Here is an 18,205-nt window from a genome sequence, read left to right as displayed (position 1 = left end):
TAAAGCTTATTTGGTAGCTAATCAGTATTAATTAAGAGAGCATATTCAGTTGTACTGGAAATTGCGGATCAAAGAAAAGTCAGCTTAAAAGTTTCAAGATTAAATAATTTTGATAATGGTATGACTGCTATAAGCAGCAAAGATCTGATCTAAGTTGTCAATCAATGCATCGCCATTAAAAGATTCGTAGCGAGTAATGAAATACGATGGCTGCTTTGAGGCAATTTCCTTAACAGTTTCCATATCAAGTTCGTTGTCAAAACAGGCCATTACAAAGCCATCACTGACACTAAATACTTCCTTGCCACCAATATTAAGGCGTTCAATTTTCTCAGAAAGTAAAACATCAGTTTCCAGCATAGCTTGGAATAACAAGTCCTCAGAGGTGCGATCTGTCTTTAGGTTGTCGTCAATTAAAGAGGCCATAGTTAATTTGGCAGGAACATAGTAGGTGTCTTTCATATTGGAGCTATCAAGCTTAAGCACTCTAAAGCCAATATCCAGATCTGCTGCCTTTTCACCAAATTCTTCCTTGATAGCAGCGCCCGCTCTGCGAATGCGCTCTTTGCCAACCTCGCAGATGTTCTTGTAGCTAGCTTGTCCAGCCGGGGAAGCTTCATCAATATCTTCAGGAATTTGTACCATTACAAATTTGCAATGTTTATTGGAGTCAGCATTTGTTTTTAAAAGCGCATGGGCGGTTGTTGCGCTGCCTGAGAAGAAATCTAAGACAATGGAGTCATCACTTAAGTTAGCAAGTGTTATTAATCTTTGTATGAGAGTAGTTGGCTTTGGGCCGTCAAATACAATTTGCCCCATAATGCTACTAAGTTCACGAGAGCCTGTCTGACTATTACCAACATCGTCATCTAAGAGCAAAGATTCTGGAACCATGCCCTCATTTTTTAGCTCATTTAAAAAGCGCTTTAGTCGAGGTTTGTTATTCCCTTTAGCACCAAACCATATTCGATTATCTTGAACAAGTTCTTCAAATCTTTCTTTAGTCACCCTCCAACAGCTGCCTTTTGGTGGGTGCACTATGCGTCCAGAAGGTGTAACAATTGGATAGTCACAGGATGCTGTATAGCTTTTTACAGATAAATCACCTGATGTCCAATTACCACGTGGGTCATTGTCCTTATTTTGATATCGCTCATCTGCTTTTTTGGTTCGAGGCAAACGACCAAGTATAAATTTAGTTTTGTCTTTAACAAACATTAAGACATAATCGTGACTCACAGAAACAGAGTCACCATCGTTTTTGGGGGAGCATGCTCTTTGCCAAACAAATTGCGCAATAAAATTGCGATCGCCAAAGATTTCAGAGCAAACTTTGCGGAGGTTATCTGCTTCATAATCATCAATAGAGATAAAAATCACGCCATCGTCGCTCAGAAGCTCACGGGCAAGCTTAAGGCGTGAGTACATCATATTTAGCCAATCAGTATGGAAGCGACCATTGGATTTTGTATTAGCTACTAATCGATTGCCAGCCTCATCTTTTTGACCACTGCGTATTAGAAATTCCTCTTGATCGCAAGCAAAGTCGTCCTCGTATACAAAGTCATTGCCAGTATTATAAGGAGGGTCAATGTAGATCATTTTTACCTTGCCTGAGTAGGTATGGCGAAGGACTTTTAGTACTTCAAGGTTATCACCCTCGATGTAGAGGTTTTGGGTATGGTCAAAGTCCACACTTTCGTCTCTACAAGGGCGCAAGCATGAGGTTGTAGGAGTATTAGCAAGGCGTGAGGCTTCTAACTTGTCTGGCCAAGTGAATTGGTAGCGCTGGGTATTGCCTTCAGCTATAGGGCAAGATAGCTCTGCCTTTAACTTGTCAAAGTCAACAGCTCGCTCAATATCACCAGCGGAGGTCTTAATCTCGGTAATACAGTTAGGAAAGAGTTGAGCAATACGATCGATATTTTGGGCAATACCGTCTTCGCTATGCATTTTAAGCTTATCCATGAAGCGCCTCCTGATGTTTGATTGAGGAGCGGGCGTTTAAAGAAGCGCTTATGGCATTAGGGTAGGAAAAATTAGTAGCACTATTGCTATTGACAGCAAAGGAAAAGCGTGCTACCCCCCCCCATGGAGATTTCGGCCCACAGGCCATTTTTTGGCATAAATAAGGTCATAGTGCACCTAAAAGTGAAACAATTTTTTTAAGATTAGTGTCTCTTTAATCTCATAGCTAACAAAGATACCACAATAAAGCATAAATGATTACAACTTAGCTCTTTTCGTGGCGTAATATCACAATTTAGCATACTACACCTTATGCTCCTTTGAGCTAAATAAATCAAATCAAAAGTTCATGATGTAAAAGTCATGACGGCAAAAATTAAGATTTAATGTCGTATCGTAAAGTAAGGAAATACCTTTTAAGCAAGGTATTTGAGCAGCTACAGGAAAATTGTTGCTCAACTAAAATGGATATTTGTATTCACTGGCTAGTCCGATAAGAACTTATAAGATGGTTAGTTCTGCAACTATGGTAGTTTAGCGACTGATTAGCTAGTCAAATAAGTCTTTAGGAGGAGTATCCCAATGACTCTTAAATGACTTTTCAGGGCCTAATCCGACAATATTTTTACTGGAATCTCAAAGAAACAGTGCCTCGTCAGTTGTTAGCTATATTTACAGCTTATATTTAGGGAAATAATTAGTCAGTCTAATCATAACAGGCTAAGGTAAAGCCTATAATATACTCATATATCAATGTTTAGGTGGTTTCTCGACAATAGGCTGGATAGCAATGGTACTGACTAACAATAGTTGCAACGAGACATTATCTCCGTTGGTGCGTCTCGTCAATGTCAAAAACATCATTAATAAAACCGATGTTCCTGCAGGTGATTATGCTGCAAATCCTTATGTGGGCTGTACTCATGGCTGCAAATATTGCTATGCCTGTTTCATGAAGCGATTTACAAATCACAATGAGCCTTGGGGAAGTTTTCTTGACGTAAAGATTTGGCCTCAAATTAATGCGCAAAAGTATGCCCATAAGGAACTCGTAATAGGCACCGTAACGGATCCATACAACCCTCAAGAGGCCCAATATAAGCGTACTCACACCTTGCTTAAAGAGTTGGTAGGAGTTCCCGTAAGTCTGACTATCTTAACCAAGTCAGACTTGGTACTAAGAGACATAGATTTGCTTAAATCATTTGCTAATGTACGAGTAGGGTTTTCGATTAATACTTTAGATGAGAACTTTCGTGGTGCTATGGATAATGCTTCATCAATTGCAAAGCGTCTTAATGCTATGAAGGTATTGCATGAGCAAGGCATTAGAACTGCTTGTTTTATCTCCCCAATCTTTCCTGGCATTACTGATGTACCTGCTATTATTGATGAGGTTAAAGAGCATTGCCAATTTATTTGGCTGGAAAACCTTAATCTTAGAGGCAATTACAAGCAGGTAATTCTCAACTTAATAAAAGAGAAGTATCCCAATCTAAAAGATTTATACGACCAGATTTATTCAAAGGGTGATCGTACCTATTGGGTTGAATTAGATAGGTCTCTTCAAAAACTTGCGTGCGAGTATGGACTTGATTATGTGGTTAATGAAGATGATCTCTTGCGACCTTTGGATGCTCCACCAGTGCTGGTAAATTTCTTCTATCATGAAAAGATTAAGAAATCAGCCTCACCAGCATAAGAAGATAAGCTCTGCAATGAAATAAGCCATTCTTTCTTAATGTAGATAAAGCAACAGAATAATCTCATAGCCAAACCTTATGCATTGCAGGGCCATTTTGAGGTAAACAACAAAGTGACAAAATGGAGCACCAACATTGCAGGTAGTATGCATACCTTACCATGATCAGGCATGCTGTCTTTTAATTTTCGAATACCATGCTCTTTAGAAGAGCTAATCAAGCATTCTACAATACCGCATTCTTATCACTGTGCTCATTCTTGCCATGGCACACGTAAACATTAAATACTGACTGTAGGTGCACATTAACTTAGGCGGATACGATGTCTTTTAACTCAGTATAATCAAAGTTCGTTAAAAGAGCTTATTATGGTTCTTAGCAGTCTACAGAGCCTCATTAAAGTACTGCTGGTTGAACTTTAAATGGTTAAGAAGCCTGAACTTCAATTCTCAGTTTTAGTTCCCACTAATTAATTTCCAGATCGTCCATTCTTACTTACTTACTTAAAAGCACGCCAAAAGTGGAGCCTGTAGGAGTATCCAACCTTCTTTGGTGGACTTGCTGCCTTAATCGCCTTATTGTTCACGCTTATGGCACCATGTGCTTAAACTCTAAAGCTTAGTGAAGCATGTTAAGACAATAAGCCAAAATGAATCTTGTTGAAGACCCATTGCTCCAATTCTGTCGGCCATCATAAAAAGTAATTTACAGTGGGTAGCACGAGTAGAGCCGAAAACATTCTTGTATTGATTTTAAACTTTCAAGTTAATGGGGCTTTGCCATTCCTCTGTAAATAAATAGCTAAAGCGCCTTTCACTCAGGGCAAGTAATTTGTACTAAGTTTGGTGATTTAGCTAGTAGAGCCAACGAGACTTTAATTTAAACCTCTCAGTCAAAAATTACCATTTTGTAGAGATTATGCCTACAGATAAACAGAGCGGGCGAAACAGGTGCTGATGTTGCTTAAAAATAGAAATATGCAATAAATTGGGATACATCCCTGAGGAATTTTGTACAAAATAAAATATTTGAAAGAGAAAAGTGCAATAAAGAATTAGGGCAAAGTAGGTCTAACATACAAGTAAATGCAGATAATTTGGCATTAATTTTTTAAAAACAACCACTGGTTTAAGATTAGCCTGATGGAGCAACAGAAGCGCCTACGATAAAAATGACAATCAACAGGACAACAATGGCATAAAAATGGGATTCTACAAAGAAATGCTAAGAACTTTGAAAATTGATTAAATTAGCCAAAATGCAGCTGATTATAGTTCTGGCTTAGGTTGATATAGGAGGCCAAAATACACAATTGTGCAATAATATTTGTATCAACCGCTAGAAAAGTGATATTAAATGCGAAAATGTAAGTAGAAAAATGCAATTAATTATTCTTGCAATAGCAAAAAGTACCACTACACCAAAGAGAACCCAAGCAACCCTATATCAGTAATACCTTGGGCACCCCTGTTTAAATGGGCGTTTAACCCTACAAGATAACACCGTTTGAGATAATAGAAGCTCTTATAAACCATCCTCAGCAAGCATATATGATTCAAGCTTATAAGGTTATCCTATGCCATAAGGGCATAATGGTATAAGAGCGTAAGGACACACAAGCAAAGAACTGAGTTAGGCACTGTTTAATTTGTTTATGGCCTTATTGGCTTCTGGTAATAATCTAATGTTCATAGCAACACCAATATATGAGAGCTTAGGAATAAGGTAATCAAACTGCATGCAAACTACAGGCTTCCTAAGAGAAACAATAAACAAGGCAATGCTTTAGCTAATGAAATAAGGAAGTAAGCTACAGCCACCAAAAGCAATGTTAGGCTAAGTTGGCTACTAAGTTCCCAACAAGAACAGAGCAATACCTTAAAACATGCAATCACCAAGTAAACAGCGGCTTATACAAATCTAAGTTACCTAAGTTTTCCAAGCAAAATAATGCTTACAGTGCTTAACAACAATTCAAAGAGTTCCTTAAAAATCGCTTAAAGAGAAAGAATGCAAGCCACAACTGCAAAAGCAAAGCAAAGCAAACAAGTAGTTAAGAAAGTAAGTAAGCTTAGGTAAGCGAGTTAAAATCATGAGTTTCTAAAACATGCAATGAACTAATCGGTGCTTGAGCGTATGAAAGGTGACAGCTGCCTCATCTGCTAATAAGCAACGTTCAGCCATGTAAGCTACTGAGTTCTAAATATGAGCGCAACAATGCCTTAAATCAAGCAATTACTAAGTAAGTAGCGGCCCATACGCATCTTAGCCTCTGTGTGTTTTGCCCAGTAAAAATAAGGCATCTGAATCCTAACTACAAACAATACTCTACTATACTCTAGGCTCCATAAGTCTCCAAAAAGAGACAACAAGCTATGTTTTGAAGCAATGTTAATTACTTTGATAGCAGACTGGCAGAAAGTTTCTTAAGCATAAAATTGCAAACAAACAAACAATAAGGCATATAAGTCTTAAAAACCGCTCAAAGAGAGAGAAAGCAGGCCACAACTGAGAAAGTACAGCAAGCAAGTAAGTAAGCTTAGGTTTGGGAAAGTTAACATACCAATCAAAGATAAACAAAGCATGCCACAACCTCATAAAGCAAAGAAAAGCAAGCAAAAGAGAAAGTAAGTAGGTAAGTAAGTAAGCTTATGTTTGGGAGAAATAACATACCAATGAAATCAATGTTAGACCAATCATGTTCCTGAACTCCAAAAATGAATTTGCCAACGCTTAAGAACAGACAAGCAATAAGCAAACAGCTAATCATGTTAATCATAGCCAACGTGTCTTTAGACCAGAAAAAGAAGGCTTATGAATATTAACTACAAACAGTACTCTACATACTCTAGGCTCCATAAGGCTCTATAAAGAGACAACGAGCTATGTCTTAAAGCAATGGAAATTACTCTGCGCTTATGGCTGGTAGGTAAAGTTCAAATGATGAGTTTCTAAAAAGAACAATGTAGTAATCGGTACTTGAGCGTATGAAAGGTAAAAGCAGCCACATCGGCTAAGAAGCATTTTTCAACAAAGTAAGCTACTGAGCTTTAAAATGAACAAAGCTTAACTATAAAACAGGCAATCACCAAACAAACATATGCTATTGCTAAGCTTAGCCACCATGAGTTTAGCCCAGCAAAAAGAAGGCTACAGAGCCCTAACAACAGACAATACTCCTGCCCCAATAAAGCAAAAGCAAAACTAAGCTTCCAAAAGAAACTTTAAGCAAAGAAAGCATAGGACAGGTAAAATTTAACAAACGAGCCTCAACTAGAACAATGAACAAAGCACTGCTTATACTAAAAGCAATGTTAAGTACTTTGAGTATTTGGCAGTAGAAATAGAGTTTCAAAAGCCTAAAAACACAAACAGAGGAAGGAACGCCTTAAATCCTTTAGACAGCAAGCAAGCTAAAGCTGCTAACAAGCAGCATTAAGCCCAGTGACAATGAACTCTAAAAATGAACAAAGCTTTACTTTCAAGCATGCAATCACTCGGAGCTTAAACGTTCATGCCAGTGTGCAGTATGTGTGCTTTGGATAGTAAAAAGAAAGTCTCTAAAACTACAAAAACAAGCAAGCAAGCAAGCAAGCAAGCAAGCAAACAAGTCAATGCTATAGAGTAGGTCAGGAGAAAAGCAAGCTACATAATCAAACGTCATAAAGCAAATTAAGCTTGAGTACAGTTAATATTATCTCTATTACAGCAGTATGAGGGGCAACAAAAATGGCTACGTTCATATATCTGCATAGTAGTTCGTCTAGCCAAGATGACAGTTTAAAAGCTGTATCTTCAAGTAAGTTATTTAAGTAAAGAATCCATCAGGCTTAAGGATAAGAACAGCCTAGAAAAGCATTTGGCTACGTTCATATATCTGTAGAGTAGTTCGTCTAGCCAAGATGACAGTGTTAAATCTGCAATGTTCAGTAAGCTCCTAAGTAAAAGAACACAACAGGCTTAAGGAGAAGTACTGCTAAGGATATCTTTTAATTGCAATAGAGACTGCTTTACTATCCTTAATGAAAGGTGGCTTAATCTAAGGCCAAAGCTAAAGTTAAAGTTAAAGTTAAAGTTAAAGTTAAAGTTAAGCCTAAAGCTCGGTTAGGTCTATTACCTGCATCGCTATGCCAAGAGTCATTGGACATACCAACCCTAAAATGTTCCATTAGTAATGGTTGTGTTGTAAATGCATAAGATAGAAACAAAAGGCCGGAGATGGATTCAGTGTTGATTTACCTTACTAAAGGTTAGTCACTTTATTTCCTGCGCACAGAAGAGTTTGGTGGCATATTTGTAAGGCATTGCTTTGTTTTAGGGGAAGTCTTTTAGTTTCTAGGAAGTGAGCTTTGTTGAAAGAGTAATAACACATGGAGTGCGGGCGAATTTTATCTTTGTTGTATGGATGCGTCCAGAGATCTATCGAAGTTTTAATTGGCGCTGTCATACTAGGATAGTGGACTACTGTAAGCCGTACCCTTCCTATTGATGTTTCGCTTTAAAAACAAAGGGCAGCTGTACGAAATTAAAACCATAAACAAACAAGCGAAAAGAGAGCTTCCAAACTAAAAGAGCTTCCAAACTAAAAGCGTATCGTTGTACTGGTAAGGACAAAGCTAATTTAGTTGCTGTAGTGTTCTTACTACAAAAGAAGCTTTGAAAACTTGTTTAACACGTAGGAAAACTCAGGATTATTTGTCCCTTTAACTTTCTTAACAAGTATTAAGAGAGAAAAGCTCTAGTGGCTCTTGTTTAAAGACGGGATAAACATCTTCCTTTTTCTCTGCCAGAGATACTTTTCTGTTTAGATATGATGACTGTTAAGGCATCTTAGTTCCTGTATTTAGTCACCCAAATGAAAAGTCCGCTGTTCTAAGTATAAGAAGCAACGGACTTAGCAAAAATTAAATGATTATGAGAATTACTTAATTAGCTTTTTGTGTTTCAGTACTTCAAATGAAACTAAGTTTTGAGAGCGTAGCTCATCTATTAACTTATGATTAGCCTTCTTATTAGCGCTTTTTGGTTTTGCTTTTAAGAAAAGTGAAAGATCATTAAAAAGCTTAAGTACATCAGGGCAAACTTTGATTGAAGTTAGAGCTGTAAAGGCTTTGTTAAACACAAAATAATTAGCAACATCTTTCATCATATCAACACTTAAATTTGCTTGTGATTCAGCAGATCCATCTGGAAGCTCAGGATAGATCTCAAGCATATCTTCCATATGATGCAAGTCGTTGCTTATGCATTGAGCATTGGACTCAAATAGGGATGAAAGATAGCCTTTTGAAGAGATGACTAGCTTATTGATTCGCCACCATTGAGGCATATCATTCTCGAATAGTACAAAGCTATCAACAAAATTGCAGGCATGCTTGAATAAAACATCAAAAGCAAAAATTTGTTGGCGATTCATTTTTAATAGCTCTGTATTGTTGCGAATCTTCTTACAAAACACTAAGGCTATAGCATTTAATTGCTCGTACTTAGTATCAAATACAGACAATTGATTCAAAATTCGAATAAATTGACCTTCTTGCTCATCTGAAGCTATTACTTCTGAGCCTTTATCAAGCAAAATTGCTGCAAGCAAAAGATGAGCTACAATAATTTTGCCAATATACTCGATTGCATCCTGTGTGTCGACTAGAGGGCTGCTATATGCAGTAGCGGTGTACGGCCAAATATTTCCAGTACCCAAGGGATTTTCTATTTGTGGCAGTTGAAAAAGCTTTGATAGGCTATCAACATCAAACTCGCTTTGAGTAAACTCGTTAATACTTTCGTCAGACAGTTGGCTTAGCCATTCATTATTGCTATCCAAGCTTATAGATTTAATGAAATTAATCTGTGTTAATTGAGCTGAGTCGATATTCATAAAGAATCCTTTCTAATGTGATTTTTTAAGGAGTAATACCCATAGAGATATTACGAACTACTAAGCTATTAGTAAATCCATCATAGTGAAGATATTAATTTCAATAGACGGTAAAAGCTTGTCCTTTATCGCATCAGATTGCCAGAAAACTGTACCTCTAATGAAGTGCCAACATAGCGTGTTTGAACTCTTTCAATCCTCCCAAGGCTAATTATTAAAAAGAATCTGTGTAATGGTCATTTAGAAACGGCACGACAACAGTATTTTGGGGAAACTCAAAAGTTAAATAGAGCTATAAGAGCCATTGAGGGGTGCAATCTATACTAAGTGCCTACGTAAAACGTAATACTCTAACTGCTACTAAGGCTACGAAGGTTCTCAAGGCTTCCAAGGCTCCTTAGGCGCTCAATTCAAAGCATCACAATGGCTTTATAGAAAATTCATTTAGAAGTGCCATCTTAAAGGATTAAAGCTAAATCAAAGCTTAATAGGTCTCTTAATGCAGTGTAAGGAGCGCAATGCATACTCAGAGCCTATGTAAAACATAATCATTCAACTTCCCAAAAGGCTCCTAAGGCTTCAAATGATACAAAGGTAACAAAGGCAAAGCACCACAAGACCTTTATTGAGTTTTTATTTTATGGACGTTTAAGCTCGCAAGGATAAAGGCTAACTATATTGATTAAGATGTCGTTAAGAACGTTAAATTGGCAGGGGCATGTACCAAGGAATAATTAACGCAACTTTAGTTTCTCTTAAGGCAACGCATTACAAAGCTTACATACCTTACGCATTTTAGAAGCGTACTAGCTCAATTCAATCGTACATGGTAGAAAGTATAAAAGACTAACTTAAAAGTTTGATGGGGAGTTTAGAGTACTGGGCGGGCGCTGACTTATCAATGATGCTCAAACTAAACAAGCTTGTTTAATATATCTCAAAGCAAAAGCAAAGGCTTTATTGCATGCATTAGCAAATCAATCTCTAAAATCTCTTAAAAGTCTTCATGATAAGGCATATGGAGCAATAGCTAATTCCTCTAATGCAGCTAACCTACGAAGATGCCTTAATACAGTTAGGACAGAAGAGAATTAATATGCTTTAACCTACGGTACTGATGTCCTTATTTCAAATGTAGGTGTAGGAAAGGCTATTAATCAAACAGTCTATCCTAAGACTTTTCCCTTAGCTGTAGATACAAATCATGATGGCTTTGTAAGAAATTACTTTTAGCTCATATCTTCTTTTAGTGGTTAAGACAGTAGCTAATCACTTTCTGCTTACCTCAAACCTCAAACCGCATCCTAGACGTGTGATTGAAACTAAAACTAAAGCTCAGGCTAGAACTGTCACTCAAGAAAGGGCTCAGGCATAGGTATATACTTAGTCATTATCACTGTCTTTGTAATGAACTAAAACCTGCGCTAGAGATAAAGCTAAAGCTCATATTAAAGCCAGCGCTAACATTAGTGTTAAAGGTACAGCTAAAGCTCACGCTAAAAGCAGTGTTAATGCCAAAGCCAATGTCAATGCTCAAGTGGAGGCTAAAGCATATGCTCTGGCTAAGAAATGAAATAATGGATTCCTTGTGCTTACATGAAAAGGGAATGTAGCCATCAATAGGGCTGGCTAACAAAAAACTATTATCTTATGCCTTAAGTTTTGCTGTCTGTTGTCATGTATATGCTTATGCTTAAGCAAATGCAAACACTAAAGACAGTGTTAAATCAAAAGCTAAAGCTTGCATTAAAGCCAGAGCTAAAACCTGTATTATTGCCAAGGCTCATGCCTATGCCTATGCTCAAGCAATGGATAAAGGTTATGCTCATGCTCAGACTAAGAAATGAAATAAGGGATTCCTTAAGCCTACATAAAAAGGGAGTGTAGCCATCAATAGGGCTGACTAATAAAAACAATTATCTTATGCCTTAAGTGTAGCTATCTGTCGTCATGCTCATGCTCATGCTTATTCTTAAGTTCATGTTCATGTTTATGCTCATACTTAGACTTTTCTAGCAGTGTTGGCTTATCTTAAAGGTGTTCGTGCAATTCATGAAACAAGTTAAGCTAGCGAAAATGAGCTTCAAGAAAACTTTTTAGAAAATGTGCATTATCTCTTTTAGGAAGCTAAATTGCGCTTTCCAAATATTAGTTTGTTAGAGGAACGCTTGTTTGAATTGTCTAGTATGGCTTGCAAGCTTGTTTATGTAAGTTCAAGTTGGTATTCATAATCGTTCTTTTAAAGGTTGTTAAGATTCGCAATACACTAATACCCAGATGATGATAGACAAATTACAAGCAGTGGCTCTGCTGTAAGGACTAATGATGGTAGGGCGGGCGCTGCTATTGAAGTTTGCGATGGATAGGGTGATAGAGTTGTTGCTTAGGGCAATTGCTCAGATAAAGAATAGGGTGGCTACAGCTTGTATAAAGCAACGGTCTGTTGTGATGGCTTAGCAAGCTTAGGCCACTTAGGCCAGGGACTTGGCCTGCGCCTAGATTATGGCCAGTAAAAGAACTATTTAGTATGATATAAAGCTCTATGAAAGCCAGAGAAACAGCATATACATCACAATACAAAAAAGTATTATCAGCAGGGAACTTGCATTGACGTTGGAGCTAGTTACAATGGGAAGTGCGTTTATTTTTTGGTATTCTGTGTAAATGCTAAGTATCAAGCTATTACACTGCTTTAATGGTTTACTGTTTTGCAGTTGTGTTTTTATGATTAATGAAAACATGGTGCGGGCGCTTTAACTATAATTTTTTCTGCATGCTTTTGTTAAAAAATATTCACCTATTATTGTGCTTAGCTAAGAAAAAAGGCATTATAGAGAGATGCTTTTTGAATCATTGAGGGTGATTGCTTAAAAGGCTTGTACTGTACTTTTATTTGTTTATTTAGGTTTATGGCTTCTTTGGCTATATAGTTTGGTTTTGGTAGGAAAAGCTATGTCTGGCTCTGACGGGAGTAAGAAGTTTACTCAAGCTCAGCAAAACTCGCTGCAAGGGCGAGATCTAGGCTCTTTTGCTAAGGGAAAAGACCTGCCTTTTGTTTCATTAAGTGGAGATGAAGGTCATTCTACTCATGATGCAGGTTTAAGTGATTCCCAGGCAAGTGGGTTAGCTAGCTTTTTTGCTGCTAAATTAAAGACTAAGGCTGCCTATGATACTACAGGAGGCGCAACTGATTGGTCGACTTCCAATGGAGTATGGGCACGAGCTGAGCAGGCTAAACTTTCATCTTTTGGTCAAGCTTATACCAATGCAGTTAAATCAACTCCAGAGCCGCAACCAAGCATTAACAAATCACTTGCTCACTTAGAGGCTAATACCCCTCAAAGAGCTACTGTTATTAAGGCCGAACAAGTCTTAAATAATGGTTCAAATCAAGCTAAAGAGGCAGCTCAAGTTCGTAATGGTGCTACCAATGGTTTAAACAATAGTAACCAAAACTCACCTTCAGCTCTTATCAAAAATGCCTTAGTGCGCTCTATGGGGCAAAATAGCAACCATGCTAATGTGATTAAGCCTAATCACGTCTTAGCGGAAAATGCTTCTAACGCTTTTGCAACCTCAAATCTAGATCGTTATGACCAAGCATCATTATCTGGCGCTAAGACTAAGAGTAATACCGTTTCATTGGAGTCGCTAGGCCCTTTAGTTAGCCTTAATGCCCGTTTACTACAGGAATTTTACTATTTAAACTTTAGTCGCTACGATGCCGTGATTGCTGATATGCAGCTTAATGGTCTTCATGTGCCTTTAGTAGTGGTTAATCCTAATTATGGCGTGCTATTAATCCATTTATGCTCTGAGAGTTATGATGAATTGATTCGCAACCCTCAGTTAATTCATAACAATAAAAAGCACTTTTTACATGTAAGAGACCAATTTGTTAAGCATTTTGCCGAGCCAAACAATGAGTTTTCCTTGCAAGATCTCAAGCATGTAACCTATGTACTTCAATGTTATGAAAAGTTAAGTGCCCAGGAGGTAGTAAAGCTATTTCCCGCTCAGAGTATTTTAAATTCGCCAAATAATTCCAATCCAAGTAAAGTATTTACTCGCTGGCCTGTATCAGGCATGGTGCAGAGAGTTCATGCCCATTTAGATCGCTTATTAGTAGATCCTAATGCAGCTAGCAACGAAAGCAGTCGTCACAATATTAAATGGATGTGCAAGGCCTCTCAAATACCATTCTACTTAGCTAATGCACCAACTGAGGCTAGTTTGTTTGAAAGTTTGGCTATTCCTCCTTTGGATAGAGCTCATAAAGAAGTTGGTATTATTATCAATCAACGAGCTCATTTAAGAGGACAATTTAGCAAATTTGCCCGTCCAAGCGTGGAGCAAGTATTACGTCCTCGTAATACTACTGTAGAGTTTGAAGGACAAGTTAAGACTAATCCAAATGCTGCCATAACCATTGATGCTCAGGTAAAGCGTCAGCAGGGAGCTACTGTAGTAGGGGCACAGCAACGTGCGCCAGCTAATCGCTCTTATAATGCTAATGCTAATGCGAGTGTTAATGCGCAAGGCCAGAGTATTAAAGCTCAAAGACCAAATGGCTCAGCCGCTATGCCAAGGCCTGTCACAGCCAATAAGGCTACAACAACTGCTAATAATGCTGTGGCTAATAATATGGCAGGGGCAAATCGTATGGTTAATCAAGCTGCTATGAGCGCAAAAGCTAATCCAAGAGCTGTGGCAGGTGTTCAGCCTAATGCTATGCCACCAAGAGCCATGCCTAATGGCAATAGAATGCCTACAGGGGCTAATAATGGCATGCAGATGCAAGCTAATATGCAAGCAAGAGCCGTTGCCTCTGCTGCTCAAAATGCCAATGCCAATAGAGGCCTTCAAATAAATGGTGTTAATGGTGCTAATAGTGCTGTAGCAAATAAGCAAGCAGCAATGCAGATGGGCAATAGAACTGTTGCTGGGCAAAGTAGGAATAATCAGCAGGGTGTAGGCTTTGGTGCAGGTGTTGGTGTTAGCAGCGCCAGCGCTAGCGCTAGTGCTAATGGCAATGCCAAGAAAGCACATAATATTGTCAATGCTGAGCGCGTGATCCAACAAGGACAAAAGGCTGCGCAGCTGCTTAAGAGTGCCCCACAAAAGTTATCGCAAGGCACCAGAGTGCTAGAGCAAAAGATTAATGCTCATGCCAATCCTATGGTGATGGTAGGTTCCTTTGACTTTGAATAAGAAGTAGTTGGTTGGAAAGAACTGGCTAAGTCATTGTGTTAATTTTATTGAGTAATTTAACAATAATATGTGAATCCCAATGCGTAGCTATTAATTAAAATTCAAATTTTGTAGAAATTAAACTGGTCAAATAATCACTAACAATTTGTCGTTCCTGCTTACTATTGGTTAAAAGTCTAGGATAGAGCATATATATCAAACTCAAGAAAGTAATAACTGCCCATTAGCACTTATTTGTTAAGTGTAGTAACTACCAAATTTCCAATGGGCTAAATATAGTAATATTATAGTACAGTTAAGCAGGGAGGCTAGGTATTATGAAGCTAAATAGTCAGCGCCTTAATTTGGACTATCAGCCTGGCGAGGAAATTTTTACCTTTCCAGAAGAGACGGGACTGCCCTTTATTTTTGATGTGGATGAAGAGCTAACCAACGATAGTGTAGCAATGTATACCGTAGGTATAATGCTCGATAGTGCTGAGCGTTTAGCCGATCTGGCCAAGCAGTCTATTAAAGACTCATTAGAAAATTCAGGTCATAAGTATCATGAGTTAGTTAGAGGTTTCATGGACTTTCATCGTGAAGATGTGGGACTGTCTGTTGCCAAATCACTTTTTCCAGATGAAGATATAAGTTTGTTATCTTACGTGAAAATGGTGGATTATCTAAAGCTTAAGCGCTTTGGAAGTATCTTAGATGAAGGTCAGCAACTCTTTATCATCGATTTATCCTTTAACCCGTTGATTACAGATGAGCTACTGGTGGTTTATTTGAATTTAAACCAGGAGATTGTTTGTATAGCACATGAGAGCTAATAGTCCTGCTAATTTGAGCAGTAGTAGGAGGAGGCATTAGCTCTGTGATGGCAATGTGCCTAAGGTTAGTTACTAACTAACAACCATTACTTAGAACCAGATATTTAGGCCGTTTAATGCCATAGTTAGAAGTGCTGATAATGTGTCCGACCCTTGTGATCCCACAAGTAATTTATATGAACCAACCATCAAAAATTGGGATGGGTTTGGTGCAAGAAATTTATGCCTTGTTTATTGCAAACCAGAGCGCATGGTAGGTTTTTAATTTTAGGTTAATCGTGATAGTCGCTTATCAGACAAAAGAATGATAATTCCTGTAAAAAGGGTATAAAATAAAGTTAAATTGCCTCTCAAGCTTAACGTTTCGAATATTGTCATAGCAAGGCGCTAACTACCCAAAACTTTTGGTGTTTCTTATTCGATACAAGGGTTCTTTTCCTTAATAGACTGATAGCAAAGGTAAGGAGAGCCTCTGTATTTTTGGTTTTACTTTTTCGCATTGAGAAAATTTATGGCAAACGAGCATAATCAAAACGAAGTCGAAGTAGTTTATGTTGATGAGGTTTTTGCGCCTCAATTGTCTGTTGAACAAATCAAAGAACTTACTCAAATTCAGTTAAAAATTACTAAAAGCTACCTTGCTAATAAGGACAAAATCGAGCTGCATTCCTGGTTAAACTCCGAGCTTAACGACTATCTCCCTGGCAAGTCTCAAGAGGAAATTGCTCAGATAAGTGATGATCTTATCAGCTCAGTTAAGCGCTATGAAGATAGCAAAAAATCTTTATATCAGGCCAAAGAGCAAAGATGCGATACAGAAACATGGTTTGTAAGAGAGTCCAGAAAAGCTACTGCTCAAATGAGTGTTGAGCAAACTAAGAAATTTCTCTTTAGTGTTGATAATGCTATTACTAAGTCTAATGAGGCTCTTTACAACACTGTTTATAATCAGAATGGCCAAGTTAGCATGAATCCTAATTTGGATGGTTTTATTGCTGAACAGTATCATGTTAATACCTTTAATGAGGCAGCATCACTCAATGGCAGCAAATATAGGGCTAAGGTTTGTGAGCCTGATGGTGCTTATCGCAAAAATTCTGTTGATGTTGTCATATATGATACCGAGACAGGCAAAATAGAGCGTCGCTATCAATTCAAGTATTGTAAAGATGCTAAAAGTACCGAAAAGGCCTTTGAGCACGGTGATTATCGAGGTCAAGGTAAACTTGTTCCAGAAGGTCAGTCTGAGCAGATCTCTAAAAAGAGCCATGAAGTAATAGAAGCTCCCGATGGCACTAAAAGTAAGCCTCTGAGCAAAGAAAAAGCTAAGAGCATGCAAGAGCAACTTCAAGAAGAGGGCAAGCTTGAAGAACACGATTGGTCTGATTTTGATAATAAGGAACTTCTAAAAGTAATCGCCAAAAAGTCAGCTTCTGCTGCATTAATGGGAGCCGCATCCAGCACTGGCGCTTATATTGTAGATAAGATCTACAATCATGAAGACGTTGAGTGCAAAGAATTAGCTAAACAGGCCCTTAAAGGAGCAGCCTATTCTGGACTGGCAGTAGCTGCGGGTGCAGCTATCAAGGTAGCTGTGGAAAAAGACATTATTTCACTTCCTGATATAGATACTCAATCTACTACCATAGATCTAGGCAAATCTACAGAAAAGCTGCTCAATAATACCTTTGGAAAAGAGGATAGCAGCGGAGGTGCTGGTGCTGGTGATAGCAATGCTGATAGTGCCGCTGGTGGTGATGGTAAGAATGATACAAAATGGTCAGACTTTGACATCACTCCATCTGCTCCTCCTATGGGCCCAACTGTGCCAATTCCTCCAAGATTAACAAATATTATTTGCGGTACCGCAGGTGTTTTGTCAGTAGACAATGCAATGATTTGCTCTAAACTTGCTACTGGTGATCTAACATTACGAGAGGCAAGTGATGCCATTGCAGAGAATGTAGTTGCCGCTCAAGTTGGCGCTCAAGGAGCAGTAATAGGTACTAAATTGGGAAGTTCAGCTGCTATAGCAATTACTACAGCTGCTGGTGCACTGATTTCAGCACCAGTATCCGCAGCTTTAGTAGCAGCTGGAGCCGCTGTGGGTGCTTTTGCTGGCAGGATGATTGGTGCTAAAGTAGGTAGAAGCGTAGCTAAGGGTTTAAAGAAAGTACGTGAAAAAGTTACCTCAGCTGTCAAATCTGTAGGTAGCGCCTTCGTCAGTGGCGTGAAATCGGCAGCTCGTGCAGTAAGTAGTGCAGCTTCGTCTATTTGGTCTGGAATATGTTCGCTCTTTGGCTAGTTGGTATTTATTAAGTACTTACTAGTAAGTTTAACTGACGGTTTAATATGGGGCAAGGTAAGGCATATATGGCACTTTGCCCTTTATAAAGTAGTGGAGTTTCTTCTAAACTTAAGGGCGAATACCACGTTCTGTTAGGGCCGCTGATATCACTTTGGTGTCTTGAAGTTGGAGCTTGTTAATTGTTAAAAAGAGCGTATAGTATTGTTATAGATTACTTATTCAAGAATTATATTTAACATATTTAAAGTGTAAGGCAATGCGCTTCAATAATTTTAAATAAAAATTTTTTAAAAAATTAATTTAACATAATAAGATTATGTGT

Annotated in this window: 7 protein-coding genes; 4 read left to right on the top strand and 3 right to left on the bottom strand. The window is 38.2% G+C overall.

Translation table 11 applies throughout. From position 1 onward, the window contains the following. Positions 1-99 precede the first annotated feature (99 nt). Positions 100-1,968, bottom strand: coding sequence for a site-specific DNA-methyltransferase (locus MXE38_RS08410; RefSeq protein ID WP_246913901.1), 1,869 nt, complete (start codon positions 1,966-1,968; stop codon positions 100-102). Between the two features lie 790 nt (positions 1,969-2,758). Here MXE38_RS08410 and MXE38_RS08405 point away from each other — a divergent pair. Then, positions 2,759-3,670, top strand: a complete 912-nt coding sequence (locus tag MXE38_RS08405) for a radical SAM protein (RefSeq protein ID WP_246913900.1) — start codon at positions 2,759-2,761, stop codon at positions 3,668-3,670. Between the two features lie 4,035 nt (positions 3,671-7,705). Here MXE38_RS08405 and MXE38_RS12430 read toward each other — a convergent pair. Both MXE38_RS12430 and MXE38_RS08400 read right to left on the bottom strand, forming a co-directional pair. Further along, the gene (locus MXE38_RS12430; protein ID WP_281503177.1) at positions 7,706-7,840 is read right to left on the bottom strand and encodes a hypothetical protein; all 135 of its coding nucleotides are present in this window, start codon (positions 7,838-7,840) and stop codon (positions 7,706-7,708) included. A gap of 752 nt (positions 7,841-8,592) precedes the next feature. Further along, positions 8,593-9,549 (bottom strand): hypothetical protein, encoded by a 957-nt coding sequence (locus tag MXE38_RS08400; protein ID WP_246913899.1) that lies wholly within the window; start codon positions 9,547-9,549, stop codon positions 8,593-8,595. A 2,952-nt stretch (positions 9,550-12,501) separates the two neighbouring features. Here MXE38_RS08400 and MXE38_RS08395 point away from each other — a divergent pair. The 3 genes from MXE38_RS08395 to MXE38_RS08385 all read left to right on the top strand — a co-directional run bounded on the left by MXE38_RS08395 (position 12,502) and on the right by MXE38_RS08385 (position 17,880). Continuing rightward, positions 12,502-14,760 carry a hypothetical protein gene (locus tag MXE38_RS08395; RefSeq protein WP_246913898.1) on the top strand — a complete coding sequence of 753 codons (2,259 nt, stop codon included), beginning with the start codon at positions 12,502-12,504 and terminating at the stop codon, positions 14,758-14,760. Positions 14,761-15,077: 317 nt separating this feature from the next. Then, positions 15,078-15,575 (top strand): DUF2004 domain-containing protein, encoded by a 498-nt coding sequence (locus MXE38_RS08390; RefSeq protein ID WP_246913896.1) that lies wholly within the window; start codon positions 15,078-15,080, stop codon positions 15,573-15,575. Between the two features lie 511 nt (positions 15,576-16,086). Then, the gene (locus MXE38_RS08385) at positions 16,087-17,880 is read left to right on the top strand and encodes a hypothetical protein (protein ID WP_246913895.1); all 1,794 of its coding nucleotides are present in this window, start codon (positions 16,087-16,089) and stop codon (positions 17,878-17,880) included. Positions 17,881-18,205: the final 325 nt, after the last annotated feature.

Origin of the sequence: Anaerobiospirillum sp. NML120448 (assembly GCF_023050945.1) — a bacterium.
GTDB lineage: Bacteria > Pseudomonadota > Gammaproteobacteria > Enterobacterales > Succinivibrionaceae > Anaerobiospirillum.
The sequence above is the reverse complement of the archived record's forward strand: the minus strand, read 5'-3'. Positions and strand labels throughout refer to the sequence as shown.

What these genes read in the sequence shown, in the direction of transcription:
- MXE38_RS08405 (WP_246913900.1), top strand. Translation starts at nt 2,759, where the DNA reads ATGGTACTGACTAACAATAGTTGCAACGAGACATTATCTCCGTTGGTG.
- MXE38_RS08390 (WP_246913896.1), top strand. Translation starts at nt 15,078, where the DNA reads ATGAAGCTAAATAGTCAGCGCCTTAATTTGGACTATCAGCCTGGCGAG.
- MXE38_RS08410 (WP_246913901.1), bottom strand. Translation starts at nt 1,968, where the DNA reads ATGGATAAGCTTAAAATGCATAGCGAAGACGGTATTGCCCAAAATATC.
- MXE38_RS12430 (WP_281503177.1), bottom strand. Translation starts at nt 7,840, where the DNA reads ATGGAACATTTTAGGGTTGGTATGTCCAATGACTCTTGGCATAGCGAT.
- MXE38_RS08395 (WP_246913898.1), top strand. Translation starts at nt 12,502, where the DNA reads ATGTCTGGCTCTGACGGGAGTAAGAAGTTTACTCAAGCTCAGCAAAAC.
- MXE38_RS08400 (WP_246913899.1), bottom strand. Translation starts at nt 9,549, where the DNA reads ATGAATATCGACTCAGCTCAATTAACACAGATTAATTTCATTAAATCT.
- MXE38_RS08385 (WP_246913895.1), top strand. Translation starts at nt 16,087, where the DNA reads ATGGCAAACGAGCATAATCAAAACGAAGTCGAAGTAGTTTATGTTGAT.